Annotated in this window: 17 protein-coding genes; 11 read left to right on the forward strand and 6 right to left on the reverse strand. The window is 59.7% G+C overall.

Features of this window, described 5'->3' with window-relative positions; all coding sequences use genetic code 11:
* Positions 1 to 10 precede the first annotated feature (10 nt).
* On the reverse strand, positions 11 to 1,939 hold the full coding sequence (locus PYTT_RS05390; RefSeq protein WP_067774055.1) for a GreA/GreB family elongation factor: 1,929 nt from the start codon (positions 1,937 to 1,939) through the stop codon (positions 11 to 13).
* A 247-nt stretch (positions 1,940 to 2,186) separates the two neighbouring features.
* Between PYTT_RS05390 and PYTT_RS05395 the strand changes: the two genes are divergently transcribed.
* The 6 genes from PYTT_RS05395 to PYTT_RS05420 all read left to right on the forward strand — a co-directional run bounded on the left by PYTT_RS05395 (position 2,187) and on the right by PYTT_RS05420 (position 8,262).
* On the forward strand, positions 2,187 to 2,906 hold the full coding sequence (locus tag PYTT_RS05395) for a PEP-CTERM sorting domain-containing protein (RefSeq protein ID WP_067774058.1): 720 nt from the start codon (positions 2,187 to 2,189) through the stop codon (positions 2,904 to 2,906).
* Positions 2,907 to 3,069: 163 nt separating this feature from the next.
* Positions 3,070 to 3,783 (forward strand): phosphoribosylaminoimidazolesuccinocarboxamide synthase, encoded by a 714-nt coding sequence (purC, locus tag PYTT_RS05400; RefSeq protein ID WP_067774061.1) that lies wholly within the window; start codon positions 3,070 to 3,072, stop codon positions 3,781 to 3,783.
* Between the two features lie 38 nt (positions 3,784 to 3,821).
* A complete protein-coding gene (locus PYTT_RS05405) occupies positions 3,822 to 4,268 on the forward strand; it encodes a hypothetical protein (protein ID WP_067774064.1) in 447 nt (148 codons plus the stop codon).
* A 39-nt stretch (positions 4,269 to 4,307) separates the two neighbouring features.
* Positions 4,308 to 6,701, forward strand: coding sequence for a phosphoribosylformylglycinamidine synthase subunit PurL (gene purL / locus PYTT_RS05410; RefSeq protein ID WP_067774067.1), 2,394 nt, complete (start codon positions 4,308 to 4,310; stop codon positions 6,699 to 6,701).
* 48 nt (positions 6,702 to 6,749) lie between these two features.
* Positions 6,750 to 7,454 carry a phosphoribosylformylglycinamidine synthase subunit PurQ gene (locus PYTT_RS05415; protein WP_067774070.1) on the forward strand — a complete coding sequence of 235 codons (705 nt, stop codon included), beginning with the start codon at positions 6,750 to 6,752 and terminating at the stop codon, positions 7,452 to 7,454.
* Between the two features lie 28 nt (positions 7,455 to 7,482).
* Entirely contained in the window at positions 7,483 to 8,262 is a 780-nt protein-coding gene (locus PYTT_RS05420) for a hypothetical protein (RefSeq protein ID WP_067774073.1), read from the forward strand.
* 83 nt (positions 8,263 to 8,345) lie between these two features.
* Here PYTT_RS05420 and PYTT_RS05425 read toward each other — a convergent pair whose 3' ends face one another.
* Together PYTT_RS05425 and PYTT_RS05430 are read right to left on the reverse strand one after the other, a co-directional pair.
* A complete protein-coding gene (locus PYTT_RS05425; protein WP_141675747.1) occupies positions 8,346 to 9,344 on the reverse strand; it encodes a uracil-DNA glycosylase in 999 nt (332 codons plus the stop codon).
* Positions 9,328 to 10,497 (reverse strand): MBL fold metallo-hydrolase, encoded by a 1,170-nt coding sequence (locus PYTT_RS05430; RefSeq protein ID WP_172801771.1) that lies wholly within the window; start codon positions 10,495 to 10,497, stop codon positions 9,328 to 9,330. Before PYTT_RS05430 ends, PYTT_RS05425 begins: the two co-directional genes overlap by 17 nt.
* Before the next feature lie 183 nt (positions 10,498 to 10,680).
* Between PYTT_RS05430 and PYTT_RS05435 the strand changes: the two genes are divergently transcribed.
* The gene (locus tag PYTT_RS05435) at positions 10,681 to 10,989 is read left to right on the forward strand and encodes a helix-turn-helix domain-containing protein (RefSeq protein ID WP_067774079.1); all 309 of its coding nucleotides are present in this window, start codon (positions 10,681 to 10,683) and stop codon (positions 10,987 to 10,989) included.
* 48 nt (positions 10,990 to 11,037) lie between these two features.
* Here PYTT_RS05435 and PYTT_RS05440 read toward each other — a convergent pair whose 3' ends face one another.
* On the reverse strand, positions 11,038 to 12,033 hold the full coding sequence (locus tag PYTT_RS05440; protein ID WP_067774082.1) for an MDR family NADPH-dependent oxidoreductase: 996 nt from the start codon (positions 12,031 to 12,033) through the stop codon (positions 11,038 to 11,040).
* A gap of 162 nt (positions 12,034 to 12,195) precedes the next feature.
* Here PYTT_RS05440 and rpmB point away from each other — a divergent pair, with 162 nt between their 5' ends.
* The 4 genes from rpmB to PYTT_RS05460 all read left to right on the forward strand — a co-directional run bounded on the left by rpmB (position 12,196) and on the right by PYTT_RS05460 (position 14,641).
* On the forward strand, positions 12,196 to 12,459 hold the full coding sequence (gene rpmB, locus PYTT_RS05445) for a 50S ribosomal protein L28 (RefSeq protein WP_067774084.1): 264 nt from the start codon (positions 12,196 to 12,198) through the stop codon (positions 12,457 to 12,459).
* A 145-nt stretch (positions 12,460 to 12,604) separates the two neighbouring features.
* Positions 12,605 to 12,829 carry a hypothetical protein gene (locus tag PYTT_RS05450; RefSeq protein WP_067774087.1) on the forward strand — a complete coding sequence of 75 codons (225 nt, stop codon included), beginning with the start codon at positions 12,605 to 12,607 and terminating at the stop codon, positions 12,827 to 12,829.
* Positions 12,830 to 12,986: 157 nt separating this feature from the next.
* Positions 12,987 to 14,030: a recombinase RecA gene (recA, locus tag PYTT_RS05455; protein ID WP_067774090.1), complete on the forward strand. Its 1,044-nt coding sequence runs from the start codon at positions 12,987 to 12,989 to the stop codon at positions 14,028 to 14,030.
* Positions 14,031 to 14,098: 68 nt separating this feature from the next.
* Positions 14,099 to 14,641 carry a SprT-like domain-containing protein gene (locus PYTT_RS05460; RefSeq protein WP_067774093.1) on the forward strand — a complete coding sequence of 181 codons (543 nt, stop codon included), beginning with the start codon at positions 14,099 to 14,101 and terminating at the stop codon, positions 14,639 to 14,641.
* Here PYTT_RS05460 and PYTT_RS05465 read toward each other — a convergent pair.
* Both PYTT_RS05465 and PYTT_RS05470 read right to left on the reverse strand, forming a co-directional pair.
* On the reverse strand, positions 14,611 to 16,515 hold the full coding sequence (locus PYTT_RS05465; RefSeq protein WP_067774097.1) for an ABC transporter substrate-binding protein: 1,905 nt from the start codon (positions 16,513 to 16,515) through the stop codon (positions 14,611 to 14,613). The genes PYTT_RS05460 and PYTT_RS05465 overlap by 31 nt on opposite strands.
* Positions 16,516 to 16,732: 217 nt before the next feature.
* Positions 16,733 to 18,697, reverse strand: a complete 1,965-nt coding sequence (locus PYTT_RS05470) for a TonB-dependent receptor plug domain-containing protein (protein ID WP_176712494.1) — start codon at positions 18,695 to 18,697, stop codon at positions 16,733 to 16,735.
* Between the last annotated feature and the right edge of the window lie 6 nt (positions 18,698 to 18,703).

Consider the following 18,703-nt stretch of genomic DNA (forward strand, 5'->3'; position numbering starts at 1 on the left):
GCAAACCGTTTTACGGATTCACCGCTGCGATTGCCTTGACCGTCAGCTTCACCGGTTTCTCTCCGGGAACGAACGGGAGCTTGATCACATCGCCTACGGCGTGGCCGGTCAGTTTCTGGCCGAGCTTGGAGGTATAGGGAATCACGCGGTTGTCGGGATCGGAATCCCATGCACCGAGAATGGTGAACACGGCTTCCTGACCTTCGGGATCGACGACAGTCACATAGGTGCCCATGCCGGAGCGGCTGGTATCCACATCCTTGAAATCGGTCGGATGAGCCTGTGCCAGATTGCGGGCCAGTTCTTCCGAACGGCGCATCAGCACCTGCCGGGTGGCCTTGGCATCCTGATAGCCGCCGTTTTCGCGCAAGTCGCCTTCGGCGCGGGTCACGGTCAGATCCTGCTTGTTCTTCGGGATACGCACATTGACCAGCTCGTCGTATTCGGCTTTGCGCTGGTTGTAGCTCTCGATGGACACGTAGAGCTGCTGCTTTTCCTGCACCTTGGTGCGGGAGAGAACGATCTCCTGAAGGCCGTGGTGCACCCTCATCATATTCGCCAGCAGAAGATTGCGGTCGAGGTCATGAAGGGAAGCGGAATCGTAAATGGCCTTGGCGAACGGGCGGGCTTCGGATTCCGTCACATTGCGGATCAGGTCGGGAGCCAGCTGCTTGTCTTCCACCAGCAGGTTGCGCAGGCGAAGGCCCTTGTTCGGGCCGCCGTCGGAGGCGTCGCGCTCGATGGCGTTCATGATGGCGGAACCGAGAGCCAGCGTGAACACGGGCTTGGCCGCACCCTTGCGCTCGCGGCAGATCCAGACCAGCACATCGGCCGGAAGGCTCTGGCGGGAGATGCCGTTGCGGATGTCCTGATAGAGCTGTTCGCCTTCACCCTTCACAATGATGAATTTGGCGACTTCCCCGATAGCCTTCGATCCGCCGAACAGGAAAATGTTCGTCGCGTAGGAGAGCCATTGGCCATTGTGCGCTTCGGGAAGGGCTTCGTAAATTTTCTTCTGGCGGGCGGCAGGCACATCCCCGATGAAAGCCACGATCTCTTCGGAAGAGATGCCGGCCAGCACGGAATCGAGCGTCGTCATATCGGGGATGGCGGCCATCAGCTTGCGGATGCCTTCATCTTCCTGATCGGCGGCGGGAACGCCGTCCTTGCCCTTGTCCGCAGACTTCAGCAAGGCATCGATCAATTCGTCGCGCACGATGATCAGTTCCAGAATCTGCTGCTTGACATTCACGCCTCCTTCTTCGATGTCCTTTTCCAGAGCAGCGACAAGTTCGAGGACGACATCGTGGTCGTCTTTCAGCGTTTCGGGCTTTGCGGCATCCAGCAGGCGCACGCATGTGCGCAGATCGCGGGCCTTCTTGTAGTCTTCCAGCAGGGCGGCGGCCGGAGACATGGTTTCGCCGCGCAGGGCGATCAGTTCGCCGCGGCGCGTCGGGAGAATGAACTCGGATTTGTCGCGCATGGCCTTGCGGGCCTTTTCCCACCAGCTTTTCCAGTCGCCTTCCGGAACGACGCGGCCCTTCAGATTCTTTTCGACATCTTCGGGAGCGATGGGCTGGGGCTCGTCTTCCCCGTCCTTGCCGGAGAAATTGCCATTGAGCACGAGGCGCACCAGCGTCAGCGGATCGGTTTTCGCCGAAGCCCAGATACCCTTGGGATCTTCAAAGCAGGCAATCAGATAATGCCCCTGCGGCAGCGGAGTCAGCAAATTGAAGGCGAACTTCAATTCCATTTGATGATCCGGCTTCGATTCGAAATTGATCACAATCGAATTCTCGGGCAGGTTCCATTCCTTGACCTTTCCGACTCCCCACGACTTGTGAACTACATAATTACCCGGTGAAAACTTATCCAGCCGGGCGGCAAACGCCTCTGGGATTTTCTTTTTCGCAACAAGTTTTTCGAGATCGGCATGCATACGTGCCCTCAAGATAACATATCCCTCCTTGAAATCAACCACCAATTATGGGACGGCCTGAAAAATTAGAATCCGCACGGCAAATGGCTTCAGTGCCAACGACCGCATCTCACAAGCCTTCCCTCGCAGCCTCCGGCAAATCAACGGCATCAATAAAATGAAAAAACTATATTTGCCCGAACATTTACTATTGACAGACGAAAACAAGCATCTAAAATCGACTTTAATTTCCCTATCATCATAAATCATGTTCTCCACCCTTACCAAATACATCGCGACTGCCGCCCTGATGATCGGCTCCGCCTCCGCTGCGGATGAAGCATTCCAGCACAAAGCCACATGGGGCAATCACGGCACAAGCACCGCGCTCTACTCGCCCACCTTCGAAACCGGGCAAGACCTCTTCACGCTGAGTGTCACCAAACTGACGAAGACGACATACACCAACCCGGCAACAACCGATCTGTCGCTCTTTACGACAGGCACTTTCTGTCAAGGATTCTTCTCTCCGAACGTCAACGTACAAAATGCCGGATCATGGGCGGCCACACTTGATCTCACCACCACAAAAGACATTACACTGAGCTCAATCGGCCTCAACATCAAGGCATTCGGCGCAAACGGACTGATGCAGGCAAATACCAGAACCGCGCAGATGAACTTCAGCTTAAAGAGCGCCGAAGGCATCACTCTCGCCACCGGCAACGCAGGGTCCAACGGATTTACGATCCCGGCAAATACAGCAGCCGGAATCAATATCACCATGAATACCGGCCTCACCGAAGCCCTGCAGGCCGGCAATTACAAGCTGGAGCTGACCTGCGAGAGAACCACCGAAACTGCCGGCGCGTTTTTCGGACTCCAAAGCATCACTCTTAACGGCGACATCGTCCCAGAACCGGCATCCGCAGGATTACTCGCCGCCGGCAGTCTTCTCGCACTCCTGCGCCGCAGAAGAGCCGCTTGAAACCCCTCCTCTTTTTCTTTTTTGAAACCTCTTTTCGTCTGGCACGAAAAGAGGTTTTCCGCTGCTCCCGCAGGCTTCTGCAAAGTGCGCTATTTCGACTTGACCCCGCCCCATAAATCCATTAAAATTCCGTTGCCAGAGATAACCGCTGGCAGGTAGACAAATGGAACCGATTTACGAAGGAAAAGCCAAGAAGCTTTACACAACGGATGATGCCAACGTACTCCGCATGGAATACAAAGACGACGCCACCGCATTCAACGCCCTCAAGAAAGCCAAGTTCGAGAACAAGGGCAAGATGAATAAGGCCATCACCCTCCTCATCTACAAGATGCTCGAAGCCAAGGGCGTAAAGACCCACCTCGTCGCCGATGTCGATGAAATCAATCTCCTCGTCAAGCGCGTAGACATCCTGATGGTCGAAGTCATCGTCCGCAACGTCGCAGCCGGTTCCTTCTGCAAACGCACCGGAGTGCCCGAAGGCACCGTGTTCGAAAAGCCTATCGTCGAATTCTCCTACAAGAGCGACGAACTCGGCGACCCGCTCATCAACGACGACTACGCCCGCGAAATGAAGATCGCCACCCCCGAAGAGTGCGAATACCTCCGCAAGCAGGCCCTCATCGTCGATGCCACCCTCACCGAATTCTTCAAGAAGGCAGGCCTCCGCCTCATCGACTTCAAAATCGAATTCGGCCGCCTCACGGAAGACCCCACCCAGATCGTCCTCGCCGACGAAATCTCGCCCGACACCTGCCGCCTCTGGGACATCGAAACCGGCAAGAAGATGGACAAGGACCGCTTCCGCCAGGACCTCGGCGACGTGATGGAAGGCTATGCCGAAGTCCTCGCCCGCCTTCAGAAGGAACAAGCCTGACCCATACCTCTACACACCACCACACACGGAGCAACATCATGACCCTGAACCTCGAAGTACTCAGCCGTTTCCAGGATGCGGCCGACGCCAACCACCTCCTTTACACCCCCATTCCGGACGCGCTGAAATCCAACCACAGCCGCGTATACACCGTCGAATGCGAAGGAGACATCGAGGCCGCACGGGCCTACATGCTCCGCGTGCTGGTGGACCCCATCTCCCAGGCAGTCGTCGAAGACGGCACCCCCGCGCTGGAAGGCGCCCTCTTCACCATCGACTACGGCATGAAACCCGGCTCCCTCGACCTCGAAAAGGAAGCCATCCTCACCAACTACCGCGGACAGAAGAACCTCCCCTTCACCATCACGTCCCTGAAAATCACCCAGCGCATCTACATCTTCGGCGAAGGAGACCGCGACAAGCTCGCCGCCCGCTTCACCAAGGACATCTGCAACCCGGCCATCCACTACTGGACAGTCGCCTGAGCCTCCGAAACGAAACCAATCCTCCACCGCACCGAACGCATGTCCGCCACCTATCGCCACATCCCCGTCCGCGACCTCAGCAGCGACCAGCTTCTTGAGCTCAGCAAAACCATGAAACTCTCCCTGTCCCGCGAGGACATGGAAGTCGTCCAGCAAATCTTCCGCGGCATGGACCGCGAACCTACGGACGTCGAGCTCGAAGTCATCGCGCAAACCTGGTCCGAACACTGCAAGCACCGCATCTTCTCCGCAGACGTCCACCACGTCGCAGACGGCAAGGAAGAAAACATCTCCAGCCTCTTCAAAACCTACATCAAGAATCCGTCCGAAGAAATCATGGACCGCAAGCCCGGCTTCGTCCTGAGCGCCTTCGTGGACAACGCCGGATTCATCACCCTCGACGACGATCTCGCCATCTGCCTCAAGGCCGAAACGCACAACCACCCCTCCGCCATCGAACCCTACGCTGGATCGAACACCGGCCTCGGCGGCGTCATCCGCGACATCCTCGGCGCAGGCAAGGGAGCCAAACCCATCGCCAACCTCGACGTCTTCTGCTTCGGCGCACCCGACACTCCTCCCGAAGCCATCAAGGCGCAGGACGTCATCCACCCGCTCGGCATCATGCGCGGCGTCGTCCACGGCGTCCGCGACTACGGCAACCGCATGGGCATCCCCACCGTCAACGGAGCCATCCAGTTCGACCCCACCTACATCTACAACCCCCTCGTCTTCTGCGGCACCGCAGGCGTCATCCCCCGCGAGGACATCGACAAGGAAATGCGCCCCGGCCTCAAAATCATCGCCATCGGCGGACGCACCGGCAAAGACGGCCTCAAAGGCGCCACCTTCTCCTCCGCTGCTCTCGGCGAAAGCTCCCATGAGGAAGACCACACCGCCGTCCAGATCGGCAACCCCATCGAAGAAAAGAAAACACTCGACTTCATCCTCGAAGCCCGCGAACGCGGCCTCATCGTCTTCCTGACGGACTGCGGCGCAGGCGGCTTCTCCTCTGCAGCGGGCGAAATGCTCAGCGTCACCGGCGGTGAACTCTTCCTCGAACGCGCCCCTCTCAAAGAACCCGGCCTCATCTCCTGGCAAATCTTCCTCTCCGAATCCCAGGAACGCATGGTCCTCGCCGTCGAAGAAAAAGACCTTCCCGAACTCCAGACCCTCGCCGACACCTTCCAGACCGAACTCACCGTTCTCGGCCACTCGGATGACACCGGCGTCCTGCGCGTCTGGCACAACGGCGAACTCGTCTGCTCGCTCGACAACAGCAAACTGCACGACGCACCCATCAAAAAACTCGAATCCGTCTTCACCTCCGGCCTCGCCAAAACGGGCCTCGACCTCCCGGCGGACACCCTCGCCGAAGACCTCAAGGCTGTCATGGCCGACTTCGCCATCGTCTCCCGCGAACCCATCATCCGCGAATACGACCACGAAGTTCAGGGCAACACCCTCCTCAAACCCCTCGCCGGGGCCTCGGCGGACGCTCCGCAGGACGGCTCCGTGATCGACATCGACGGCTCCGACAAAGCCATGGCCATGGCCTGCGCCATCCTTCCCGAATGGGGCAAAACGGACCCCTACGCCATGGGCACCGGCACCGTGGACGAATGCGTCCGCCAGCTCATCCTCGTCGGCGCGAACCCGGATAAAATCGGCCTCCTCGACAACTTCTGCATGGGCAACCCGGAAGCTCCGCAGGAACTCGGCCGCATCGTCGAATGCGTCAAAGGCATCGCCCGCGCCGCACTCGACTTCAACGCCCCGTACATCTCCGGCAAAGACTCCTTCTACAACTACTTCGAGACGGAAGACGGCCCGATCAACATCCCCGTCACCTTCCTCTGCTCCGGCATCGGCGTCGTCGACGACAAAACGCACGTCAAAGGCTCCTCCCTCCGCCGCAACGACAGCCTCCTCTACCTCATCGGCAACACCGAAGACGAAATGGGCGGCTCCGTTTACAGCCGCATCAAAGGCATCAAGGATGCCAAAGTGCCGCAAACCGACTGCGTGAAAAACTTCGCCCTCTACAAAGCCTACTACGAAGCCCTTTGCGCGGGCCTCGTCCTCAGTGCGCACGACATCTCCGAAGGCGGCCTTGCCGTCGCCGCAGCGGAAATGGCCTACTCGGGCAAGGGAGGCATCGAACTCGACCTCTCCGCCATCCCCACCGCAGGAGGCTGGAAAAGCCCCGCTGTCCCCCTCTTCAGCGAAAGCACGGGCCGCATCCTCTGCGAAGTCGATCCCGACCTTGCAGCCGAATTCGAAACCACCATGGCCGGATACCCCTGCGCCCGCATCGGCAAAGCCACCGAGGCGCACAGCATCGTCGCTGCGGACAACGGCAAAACCGTCCTCACCAGCAGCGTTGCCGAACTCAAGGCTCTCTGGAAAAACGGCCTCACCCCGTACTATTGATCCTCCGGCAGCCGAACCGCAACCGACCATACCAAACCACCACCACACATGGCACACGCACTCCTTCTCAAATACCCCGGCACCAACTGCGACGTCGAAACCGAACGCGCGCTCCGCACCGCCGGATTCTCCACGCAGGTACAACCCATCGCCACTGCACGCCCCGAACACGTCTCCAAAGCGCAGCTCGTCGTCTTCGCCGGCGGCTTCAGCTACGGCGATTACGTCATGAGCGGCCGCCTTGCCCAGCTCGAAACCGAGCGATTCCTCGGCGACGCCATCCATAAGCACCACCAGAACGGCGGCTTCCTCCTCGGTATCTGCAACGGCTTCCAAATCCTCACCAAACTCGGCATCCTGCCCAAAGCCTCCCTCATCTGGAACAAAAGCGAACGCTTCGAATGCATGTGGGACAAACTCGTCAAAGTCTCTCCCTCGCCGTACACCACCTTCCTTCCGGCCGAATTCGAACTTCCTTCCGCCCATGCCGAAGGCCGCCTTGTCATGGAACCCGGTGACGCCCAAAAATACATGGACTCCGGCCTCGTCTCCCTCCAGTACGGCGACAACCACAACGGCTCCGAACTCCGCATCGCCGGACTACAGGATGCCACGGGCCGCGCCATGGGCCTCATGCCCCATCCCGAACGCTTCCTCAAACCGCAGCACCACTACGACCCGGACTGGTCCGGCGACAGCGACTGGGGCTGGGGCTACTACCTCTTCAAATCCGCCTTCGAGGCCTTGAAGTAAACCGCAGCAACGAACCCTGCACGAGCCTGTGACCGACACCGCATTCATCGGAGCCACCTCGCCACTCGGCAAGATCTGGACTTCAAAACGCTACTTCGACTACCTCGTCGACCAGAACGAAATCCACCTCCTGCAGGGCCACGCCTATGCCGTCCTCGTCATCATCGACCCCGTCTTCTGGACGGGGCCGTACGCCGAAGGGCAGGACGACAACGCCAAAGACGGCTACGCCTTCCACTTCAAACGCCAGTTGAGCGACATCAAGGCGGAGCGGATCATCTACATCACCAGCGCGGACATCATCCCTGAAGACGGCGACGAACTCTCCCCGCTGCGCGACCCGGCAGGCAACCCCGGCATCAACCGCCAGCGCGACCTCTACAACTTCATCAACAAGCAATTCGGCCGCGTACTGAACGTCTTCATCCCCGAACTGGCCATCTCCGACCCGGCCTTCGGCGTCCTCGGGCTCCTCACGCCGCCTGCCGACAAAAAAGCCTCCCTGCCCGTCGCCCTGCTGGAACAGCACCAGCTCTACCCCATCGACCGCCTTGTCGATGATGTGGAAAGGGCCATCCCTCTCGGCATCGAAAACGTCATCCTGGCCACCCCTCCGGTCACCACATGCGAACTCGTCGAACAGCTCTACCCCGAACTGGCCGACAACCTGCCCGACGCCCGCACCAGCGACCCTCGCGGCAGCACCCGCACCAGCATCCACTCCTTCCACTGGCACGACCCGAAAGACGGCTACATCACCACCAAAGAAGACCTGCTGAACACCCTCGGCGCCATGCTCGACCATTGATCCGCCCTAGGTAAACCATTTCCTCTTCACCGCTTTCCTCAGGGAAAGCGGTTTTTCTTATCCATCGGCCGCAGCAGCAAAACCTACCCCTTCGGCAGGAAAAACGACCGCTGCTTCTCCGAAACGGGCAACCCCGCAAGCTCCATCGCCTGCAGCATATCCTCCCAAAGCTTGCGCCTCTCTCCCATATCCGACGTCCTCAGCAAATAGCTCGGGTGATGAGTCACCACCACCGGAATATCCCCATGGAACAGAGGCAGCCCCCGGAAAGCAGACAAAGGCAGATCGCTCTCGGCACGCAACAGCCCCCGGGCGGCAATCACGCCCAGAGCCACAATCGCACGGGGTCGCACCAGCTCAATTTCCACATCCAGCACGGAAGCGCCCAGCGCCATCTCCTTCTCGTTCGGAGGGCGATTATTCGTCGTCTGGCGCGGCAGAGCCGGGCGGAACTTCACCAGCTCCGTCAAATAAATGGAATCTCGTGCCAGCCCCATGGCCGCCAGAATACCGTCCAGCTTCTTCCCCGCCTCTCCGGCAAACGGCATCTTCGCCTGCTCATCGAAATAATTCGGAGCATCCCCCACAAACATCAGGGAAGCCCGCACATCGCCCTGCCCGAACACGGGAATCTCACGCAGCGAACCGAGATTCAGCATCGGAGTCCACCGGGGCAACAGCCTCCGGAAAAGCATCCACCTCTCCTCGTCCGTACTGCCTCCGGGTCGGAAACGCGGCACCGCATGGGCCGTCGGATCATCCAGCTCGGCATTCCCGGCCTCCTCCTGCTCCACCTCCTCAAGCACGCGCAACAGACTCGAAGCCACGGCCGCCTGCTCTCCGGATGGTTCTGCGGCATTGCCGGCAACCTCCACCTGAGCCGAAGGCGGAAGCCCCATCTTCAAACGCTTCGCCTCCACCATCCAGCGGCGCAGCACCAGCCGGGCCTCCTCATCCACCGGAAGCATTGCCGTCCCCTGCTCCTGCAGTGCGCGGAGGCGGTCAATCACAAGCTGGCGGGCATCGGCAATCACGCGCAAACCATAGCACACCTCCCGAAAACAATCAACCACCCACTTCACCTTTCCTAGGCGAGGCGACCTCTTCTCCACGGCACCCCTCCGCCGCACGGCCCTTCATCGTCTTCCCGTTGAACGGCGCGACAAAAGCATCCTCCTGCACGCCTTCCGACGACAACCCTGACCGGAAATCGTCCAGCGTCTCCTGCAAACTCTCATCCGCCAGCTGCCACGTACCGAAATGGCACGCCATCCCGCGAACGGCGCCCAAAGCCTTGAATGCCTTCACCGCCTGCTGCGGAGTCAAATGCGCCTTTGCAATGAAATCCAGAGGCTTGTAGGCGCCGATCGACAAAATCGCCAGATCCGGCTCTCCCAGCCTCTCGCGGATCTCGGCAAAAAACGAAGTCCATGCCGAATCCCCGGCAAAATACACCTTCACTCCGTCATGCGAACGAATAAAGAACCCGCCCCACAACGAACGGTTCTTCCGCTCCTCCGAACGGTAGCGGCCGCTGTAATGCTTCGCCGGAGTCAGTGTCACGGCCACCGACCCCGCCGCCGTCTCCACAGCCGTCTCCTGCCACCAGTCGATCTCCCGCACACGCGCCCGTCCGCAGTGGTATTCAAGCAGGGATTTCATCCCCAGAGGCACGATAAACAGCGGATTATCCCTCTTCACCAGCCGCTGCAGAGTCTCCACATCGAAATGATCGTAATGATCGTGCGACAGCAAAACCGCATCCACCCTCGGCAAATCCTCCCACGCAATACCCGCAGGGCGGCACCTCTTCGGCCCCGACCACTGCACCGGACTCACCCGGTCGGACCACACAGGATCCGTCAGCACATTCAGCCCGCGCAAGCGCAGCAGCACCGTCGAATGATTCACCATCGTCGCCTCCCAGCCTCCGGGCGCCACCTCTCCTGCCAGCTCCGGTACATCCGCGTTCGCGGCGACTACCGAATAAAACCCCGGATCGCGGAAACAAAACCATTCCAGGGCGCGTAAAAACGACCCCTGCTCCACCTCGTCGGCCACATGGAAATGCCTGCCGTCGAAATGATCCGTCACCGGACCGCGCCACTCTCCGGAGCGGCAAAGCGTCTGCGCCACCAGCAAATTCGCGCCATACGTAGCTACCGCCATCCCCCCCGCCACGCATACGCTCCACCTCACCCAACGCCGTCTCCAAACCGTTCGCAACCATCGCATGAGCCGGATTGTACCAAAAGCCGGAAGATAGAAAAGCCGAAAGAACGCCCCGCGGCCGGAACACAGTTCCCTGTTGCCACAGCGCAACATATGCGTAAAACAGGCACGCGTCATGCACGCATCCTGCTCCGGAGACGGAGCCCCACAATCCCATGTATCACGCTATCCTACTCGAAACTAACCATGAAAAAAGGGCAGAACATCATCGGCGCCCAAGTCAGAAAACGGCGCAACCAATTGCACCTATCGCAGAACAGATTTGCCACCTCCTGCCAACTCAACGGTTGGCAGCTCTCGCGGGAAACGCTTTCCAAAATCGAAGCGGGCCTGCGATGCGTCACTGATGCGGAAACGCTCTTCCTGTCGCAAATGCTCTCCTGCCCCGTCAACTACCTGATGGAAGGCGCCCAGCACGACAACATCCTGCAGGCCATGCGCCACAGCCGAGACACCGGAGACGGAACGGCAGAACACCTCGAACATGACGCCTGACTGCGGCCATCCGCAATCAGGCGCAAAACAACCGCTGGGCCGCCACTCTTACTCGCCGAGGCGCAGAACGATCTTCCCGTTGCGGAACTCTTCCTGGGCCTTCGCGGCGGCCTCGTTCACATTCTCGATACGGTACACGGAATCGACCGCCTGCTTCAGGCGGCCGCTCGCCATCCAGATGGAAAGCTGCCCGTAGGCGAACTCGATATCTGCCCGCGTCGCATTCTTCAGCCACTGCGTCACCCACAGCCCCTTGAGCTGCACTCCCTTGAAAATCAGGAAACCGTTCGGCACCTTGATACTCTGCTTGCTCATCGCGCCGAACGTCGTCATCGTCCCGCCCGGAGCCAGCATATCCATCAGGCGCAACGCGCTATCGCCGCCCACCGCATTCGAAGCCAGCACGGGGCGCACGCCGCCCGTCGACTCCAAAGCCTTCTTCACCATATCCTCTTCCCCATCCTCCAGCACGATATCCGCACCCAGCGCCGTCAACTCCTCGCGCAGGCCCTCCGCCCGGCGCACGAGATTGATCGTCTTCACCCCCATAATCTTCGCAATCTGAATAATACAGCGGCCCACCCCGGAATTGGCGGCATTCTGCACCACCCAGTCTCCGGGCTTCAGCTCCACATACCCCGTCAGCATCCGCAGAGCAGTCAGAGGATTCACCTTCAGCATCGAAGCCTGCGTCGGATCCACCTTCTCCTCCAGCTTCAGGAAATTGTCTGCAGAAGCCGTTAGGAACTTCGCCCACGACCCCACGCCGCGCAGCAGAATCACCTGATCGCCCGGCTCGAAACCGGGAGCGGCGGACACTTCCACGATACCGCAGCCTTCCAGCCCGGCAGGGGAATCGGGCAGCACGGGCTTGATACCGTACACACCCTGAATGAAATTGATATCCGCAGGATTGATAGGCGCGGCGAGCATACGCACCAGAAGCTCGCCCTCCTCGGGCTCGCGCACGGGAGCGGACTTCACCTCAAGCACCTGTTCAGGCGCACCGCACGTCGAAAAACTGGCAAAATGGTTCTCTCTCATATCCCGTCTATTCCGCACAAAAAAACGGTACGCGTCAAGTCTGCGATGCGTTCCCCAAGTAAAAAAATACAACAATTTTACCCGAAGCAAGCGGTTTTGCTTGACCTCCGGCCGAAATGTAGTAGACTCTTGCTCCGCTTAACTCAAAACGCAACAAATCTTATGTCCAGAATTTGCCTTATTCGCGGTTCTCAGCCGCGCGCCGGTCGCCGAATCCACCGTTCCGGTCTTGCCAAGAAGAAGGGCGGTATCGGCCGTCACGTCACCAAAACCGTCAACCGCACCGTTTACCCCAACCTTCAGGAAAAACGCATCTGGGTTCCCGAGCTGGGCGGCTTCGTCAAAATGAAGCTCTCCTGCAAGGCGCTTCGCACCATCAGCAAAAATGGTGCCTACAATACGCTGAAGGCCGCCGGCCTGCTTTAATTTTCGGAATTTTGAACGGAACGATACCCGGATGTGTCTTACACCATGTGGGTATCTTCCGCCAAGACCGGTAAACGAACGCGGAAGGGTGGCTCAAACAAGCCTCAAAAAAGAACAATAAGCAACTATCACTTTTCCTAAGCACATGACTTCACAAACCAAAATCGCGCTTCGTATCAACGATGAAAATCCGAACCACCACCTGTGGAACAACCGCGGGGTCTGGTGGTGCCACGTGACCGTCCACAAGCCGGACGCCACTGCGGAACGCCTCCGCTTCTCCCTCAAAACGAGGGACATCGAAAAGGCCCGCACGCGCCGCGACCGAATCTTCGCAGACATTCAGAAGCATTTCGGCATCGCCGCATAAGGCACGGAGATATCCATCATCACAACCCTTCCCCACCAAAAGGCCGTCCTCCCAAGGACGGCCTTTTCTCATCCCGCACCGCCTCCGGAAAATATGAACTCCCTGCCGCAATCCACACTTGCTACGCGCAACGGAACACGATAGACTCATTCCAGATATGGCAAACGACTCCTCCTCCGCAGAAGCCGAAAAGAACGCGGCAAACAGGCAGCGCGCTCTGGACGCAGCCCTGCTCCAAATCCAGAAAGACTTTGGCGAAACAGCCATTATGCGCCTCGGCGACAAAACCTCCATGGCCGTCGAAGTCATCCCCACCGGCAACCTTCTCATCGACCGCGCCCTCGGCACGGGCGGTTTCCCCCGAGGCCGCGTCGTCGAAGTATTCGGCCCCGAATCCTCCGGCAAAACCACCCTCACCCTCACCGCCATCGCGCAGGCACAGAAGGCAGGCGGCCTCGCCGCCTTTATCGACGTGGAACACGCGCTCGACCCCAAATACGCCGCCAAGCTCGGCGTCAACCTCGACGACCTCCTCGTCTCCCAGCCGAACTCCGGTGAAGAAGCCCTGCAGATCTGCGAAGCTCTCGTCCGCTCGAACGCCATCGACGTCATCGTCGTGGACTCCGTGGCCGCCCTCGTCACCCGCCAGGAACTGGAAGGCGACATCGGCGACTCCACCGTCGGCGCACAGGCACGCCTCATGTCCGCCGCGCTCCGCAAACTCACCAGCCTCATCTCCAAGGCTCGCACCGTCTGCATCTTCACCAACCAGATCCGCGAAAAAATCGGCGTCATGTTCGGCAACCCCGAAACCACGCCCGGCGGACGCGCCCTCAAATTCTACGCTTCCGTCCGCTGCGACATCCGCCGCATCGGCCAGATCAAGGGCAGCGACGGCTCCGTAGCCGGCAACCGCACCAAACTCAAAATCGTCAAAAACAAAGTCGCGCCTCCCTTCACCGAGTGCGAATTCGACATCATGTACAACGAAGGCATCTCCTCCGTCGGCAGCCTGCTCGACCTCGCCATGGAATACGACGTCATGCAAAAGCGCGGCTCATGGATCAGCTACAACGGATCCCAGGTCGCCCAGGGACGCGATGCCGCCAAGGAAGCCCTGCGCAACAACGCCGAACTCTACGCGGAAATCGAAGAACTCGTCAAACAGAAACTTGAGGAAAAAGCCGCTTCCGGCAAATAAACCGCCATCCTTCACCTCTTCAAACCGGGCGGCACGGGTACAACCCTGCCGCCCGCTTGCATCCTGCCATGAACCCATCCGACGAACTCCCGCCCGTTCACAGCTGGCAGGCTCCGGACGACATTCGGGAATACACCCTCGCCTGCCTCGCCGCCCTCGGCCTGCACGCATGGGATTTCGGCTGGGACCGCGCCATCAAACGCCTCGGATGCTGCCACATCACCGCACGCCGCATCACCCTCTCCGCCCACTTCGTCCGCGCCCACCTGCCGGACCACACGGACATCATCCGCGACACCGTCCTGCACGAAATAGCCCACGCCATCGTCTGGGAACGCCACCGCAAACTCGGCCACGGTGCGGAATGGAAACACTACTGCCGCCTCCTCGGCGCCACGCCGCGCGCCACCACCAGCCGCAGCCTCGACTTCTCCCAGCGCCCTCCTACCTACATCCTTCGGCTCCGCACCACGGGGGAAACAATCCGCACCTACCACCGCAAACCACGCTTCAGAGGCCCCGTCAAACGCTTCTACCTCCCCGGCAGGCCGGACACCCTCGGCCAGCTTGAACTCGTCCGCTACACCCCGCCGGAGCCTCCGGCACGGTAATCCGCATACACCCGGTCCACCTCCCCAAAACTCCTCCCCTCGCGGCGGGCGCGCTGCGTCTCCTCCAGCCTCTCTTCATCAATCCAGTACAAATGCGCCTCCAGCGGATTGTACACGTCCGGCACCGAAAACCGTGTCTCCGGCGTATCGGGAAACCTCAACCACCGCCAGTAAGCCAGCCGGGCGCAATCATCCCTCCACCCCGGCACCCACACGGCCAACTCGTAAATCCGCCGCTGCACCGCATGCGTCGCCCGCTCCAGCGCCTCCTCCGTAGCCGCATCCCGCTCAGCCTCCAAAGCCTTATCCAGAACGGCATCGGCTACAGACGTAATATTGTTATTATCCGGCACCAGCCCGCCATGAGCATCCCGGGCCAGCGAAGAATGAAACCACCCGAAATTCTCAGGCAGCGGATACGGCAGAGGCTCCGCCCAAAACACCGCCTCATGCTTCTTCGCATACACCTTGCGCGCACAGGCCGCCATATCATCGCAATCCGGCACAATCTCCACCCCGCACTGTGCCGCATACTGCCTCAGCACGGAAACCATCGCCGCCACGGAAGGAGATAAATTCGTATACGACAGCGCAACACTCAACCGCTTGCCCTCCGCATTCCTCAACACCCCATCCTTCCCCGCCACCGAAAAACCTGCCCGGGCAAAACACTCCCGCGCCTTCTCCGGTGAAAAACCGCGCTGCGGCAAAGCCTCCAGCGACCACCGCCCGTAGCCCGACGCAAAACTCGCCAGCCGCCTGCCCTCGCCTCGCGAAAGCAAAGCATCCACCGCATCCATATTCAGCGCATAATGCAGCCCAAGCCTCACATCCTGGGAATCCAGCGGAGCGACCGCAGCATTCAGATACACCCCGTAGGGCGGTTCCGGAAAACAACCGAAAAACGTCGCCTTCTCCACATACCCGTCGAACACCTCGGGAATCTCCAGCCGGTCCTGCCATACCGGCACCTTGCGCACCACCATCACATCCAGCTCCCCCTTGCGGAACAGCTCCCAAGCCTGCAACTCGTCCGGCAGATTGACATGCTCGACTGCATCCACATTGCACGTCCATCGGTAAAACCTCCTCTCCCGAGCCCACCAATCCTTCACCCTCTCCAGCACCACCTTCCTCCCGCGCACCACCTGCGCCGGATCCACGCGGTAGGCTCCCGTCGTCGGAGCCACGCGCCATTGGTACCTCTCCGGAAAATCCGAACCGAACTCCGCATAAAACCCCGGCTCCGCCGGATAAATACCCTTTGCCGCCATAAAAGGCAGCAGGGGCCTCCCATACCTCATCGTCACCGAAAGAACCCGGTCGCCATACACGCGAACCCTCTCGTACGCCGCCCGGAACGCCGCCGCATAAAAAGGATCCTGCCCGAACACGGAACACCGCACATACGCGCCAACCAGAAAATCCACCGCCTTCACCGGACGCCCGTTCGAATACCGCGCCTCCGGATCGATACGGAAAAACACCGTTCGACCGTCCGGAGCTTCCGCCCACTCGCTGGCCAGCGCAGGAATCACCCGGCGGGTCACCGGGTGCAGCCCCACCAGCGGCATCTCCACCCGGTCGAACATCGGATAGCGGAAATACTGCACGCTATTCGGACCGAAAGCGCGGAACGTCGAAGGAAACGACGCCGGATTCCATAGCCTGACCACCCCGCCCTTCACCGCCCTCGGATCGCCGATCTCCGGCTCCTCCAACCCGTTCTTCCAGACAAGGCCACCCGGAACCTCATCGGCCGCGCCGACTTCCAAAGCGGGACCGTCCCACGTCTCCAAAAAATCCTCAAAACCGGGAGGCATCCCCCCGGCATGCACCGCAGGCGCAGCATCGGCCTCAAACGGTTCCGCCATGCGTGAAACCGCCCACCACCCCGACAAAACCACCAAACCGCACGCCAGCACCGCCAAACCCGGCCAGCGCCACCTCACAGCACACCTCCTGACCTGAAAAAAAGACTCCGGCCACACCGTCCCCGCGCCGCAACCCTGCTTCGCCACAGAATCGCCGACACGGAAAAAACGGAATGACCGGAACCCATAAACAACCGAGATTAGCCAGCCTACGGCATCAGAACGTCAGCGTCACGCCGCCGTACACGGCCGTACCTGCCGAAATGATATCGTAGGTCGAATTTCCGGAATAATCGGGCTGGGTCACAAAACGATCGTTGCCCATATTCTCCACACGCACATGGAAAGCCAGATTGTCCGTCGCCTGCCAGCGCGCATACCAGCGCAGCACGCAATAACTATCGATATGGGAACCCACACCCGCCGAACGGCCGGAAGCCGCCGTCACACCGAGCCCCGTCGTCACCGAAGCGATGGGGCTCGTATGGATATCTGCGCTCCACACGCTGCGCGCCGTATAGGAAAGCTGCTGATCCGAATTATTCTTCGGCACCGTATAGGTATAGGCCAGCGTATAGCCGCTATTCCAGGCATCGCCGAACTCGCCGCGCAGCGAACATTCCACGCCCACAGCCGTCGCATACGAATAATTCGTCCACGAAGAATAATCGGCCGTCGCGCCGATCTGGTCATTGATGCGGGTCCAGAACCCTGTCACCGTCAAATAATGCTTGTCGGCCACGCGCTGTTCCACGCCGAGATCGCCGCCGAGGGACTTCGACACCTTCAGATCGGGATTGCCCTTATAACGGGAATAGCCGATCGTGCAATCGGCAAAACGCTCGAACGCGCTCGGAGCACGGTAACCGGAACCGAACGAACCGAACAGACGGGTCGGGGACTTATCTCCCGTCACCTTCCACGAAGCCGCTGCGCGGTACGTAAACAACTCATTCCAGATCGTACTGCTATCCAAACGGGCTGCAGCGCTCAAATCCAGATTCGACACCGGGGAATACATATGCTCGGCAAAAAGACCGTAGGTATTCTCCAGATTACGTGTCTCGTAATTGCTTACGAACTGGGCCCGGTTCCATGCGAACCCTGCCGTCGTCCTGTGCTGCTTGTTCCACTGCATCAGATTGCGCCATTCAATCTGCACATTCCGCAAATTCGAATCGAACGTATCGTAACCCGTGAACAGGGGGGAATACGTATCCGTAAAATCGAACCCGTAATAACCGACCATCAGGCTGGACGACCAGATCTTGTTCACCTGCGTATCCAGCTTCATCGTCGCGAGATTCGTCCGGTAATAATCGGTCACGCGCGCAAAACCGCCGTACATGGGAGCAAACGTCACCGGATCATAATCCGTCGCGCATGCCTGCGGCTGATTGGCCTGAGCATCCTGGCGGCGGTAGGTAAACGTCAGCTTCGTCGAATCGCTGATCTGGTAGCCGAGGCGCACGGCTTCGGACCACTGCTCGAACTTCGCAGCATGGCGATCGAGAATCGGCGCCGCCGTCGTCGGATCGTTATTCGTCCGCTCGTACGTGGCCGACACGAAATAATCCAGCTTCCCGACCTGCCCCTGTGCAATGGCTGCGCCCGTAAACGAATCGAAAGAACCCGCTTCCGTAAACACCTTGAAACTCGGCTTGCCCTGCCCCTGCGGCGTACCCGTCGCCACCACGCCGCCGATGGCCCCCGCGCCGTACACGGCGCCTTCGGAACCCCTCACCACCTCGGTATTGCCGATGGAAAACAAATCCGTCGTCCCCATAAACACGGGCCCCGCCAGCGCACCGATGCGGTACAGGCGCATACCGTCCACCATCGTCAACGTATAATCGGCGGAATTCATCCCGCGAATGCGGGCGTAGCTCACGGAACCGCGCTGGTAGGAAGAACCTCCGGTCGTCGTATACAGGCCGGGCACGCGCGTCAGAGCCTCCGTCATCGTCACCACGCCTTCCTTCTGCAACTGCTCGCTATTCAGAATCGACACGGAAACCCCCGTATTATTGTAGGGAACCTCCACGCCGTCATGCGCAGCCACCGTCACGGGCGGCAATTCCACATCCTGATTCGTTGCCGCTTGAGAGAAGGCGCAACCTCCCGCCATAGCCATGGCGAGAACAACTCGTGATACACCCGTCATGGGTGCAAATAATTTCATGGTCAT

The sequence above is a fragment of the Neoakkermansia glycaniphila genome, from assembly GCF_900097105.1.
GTDB classification, from domain to species: Bacteria; Verrucomicrobiota; Verrucomicrobiia; order Verrucomicrobiales; family Akkermansiaceae; genus Akkermansia; species Akkermansia glycaniphila.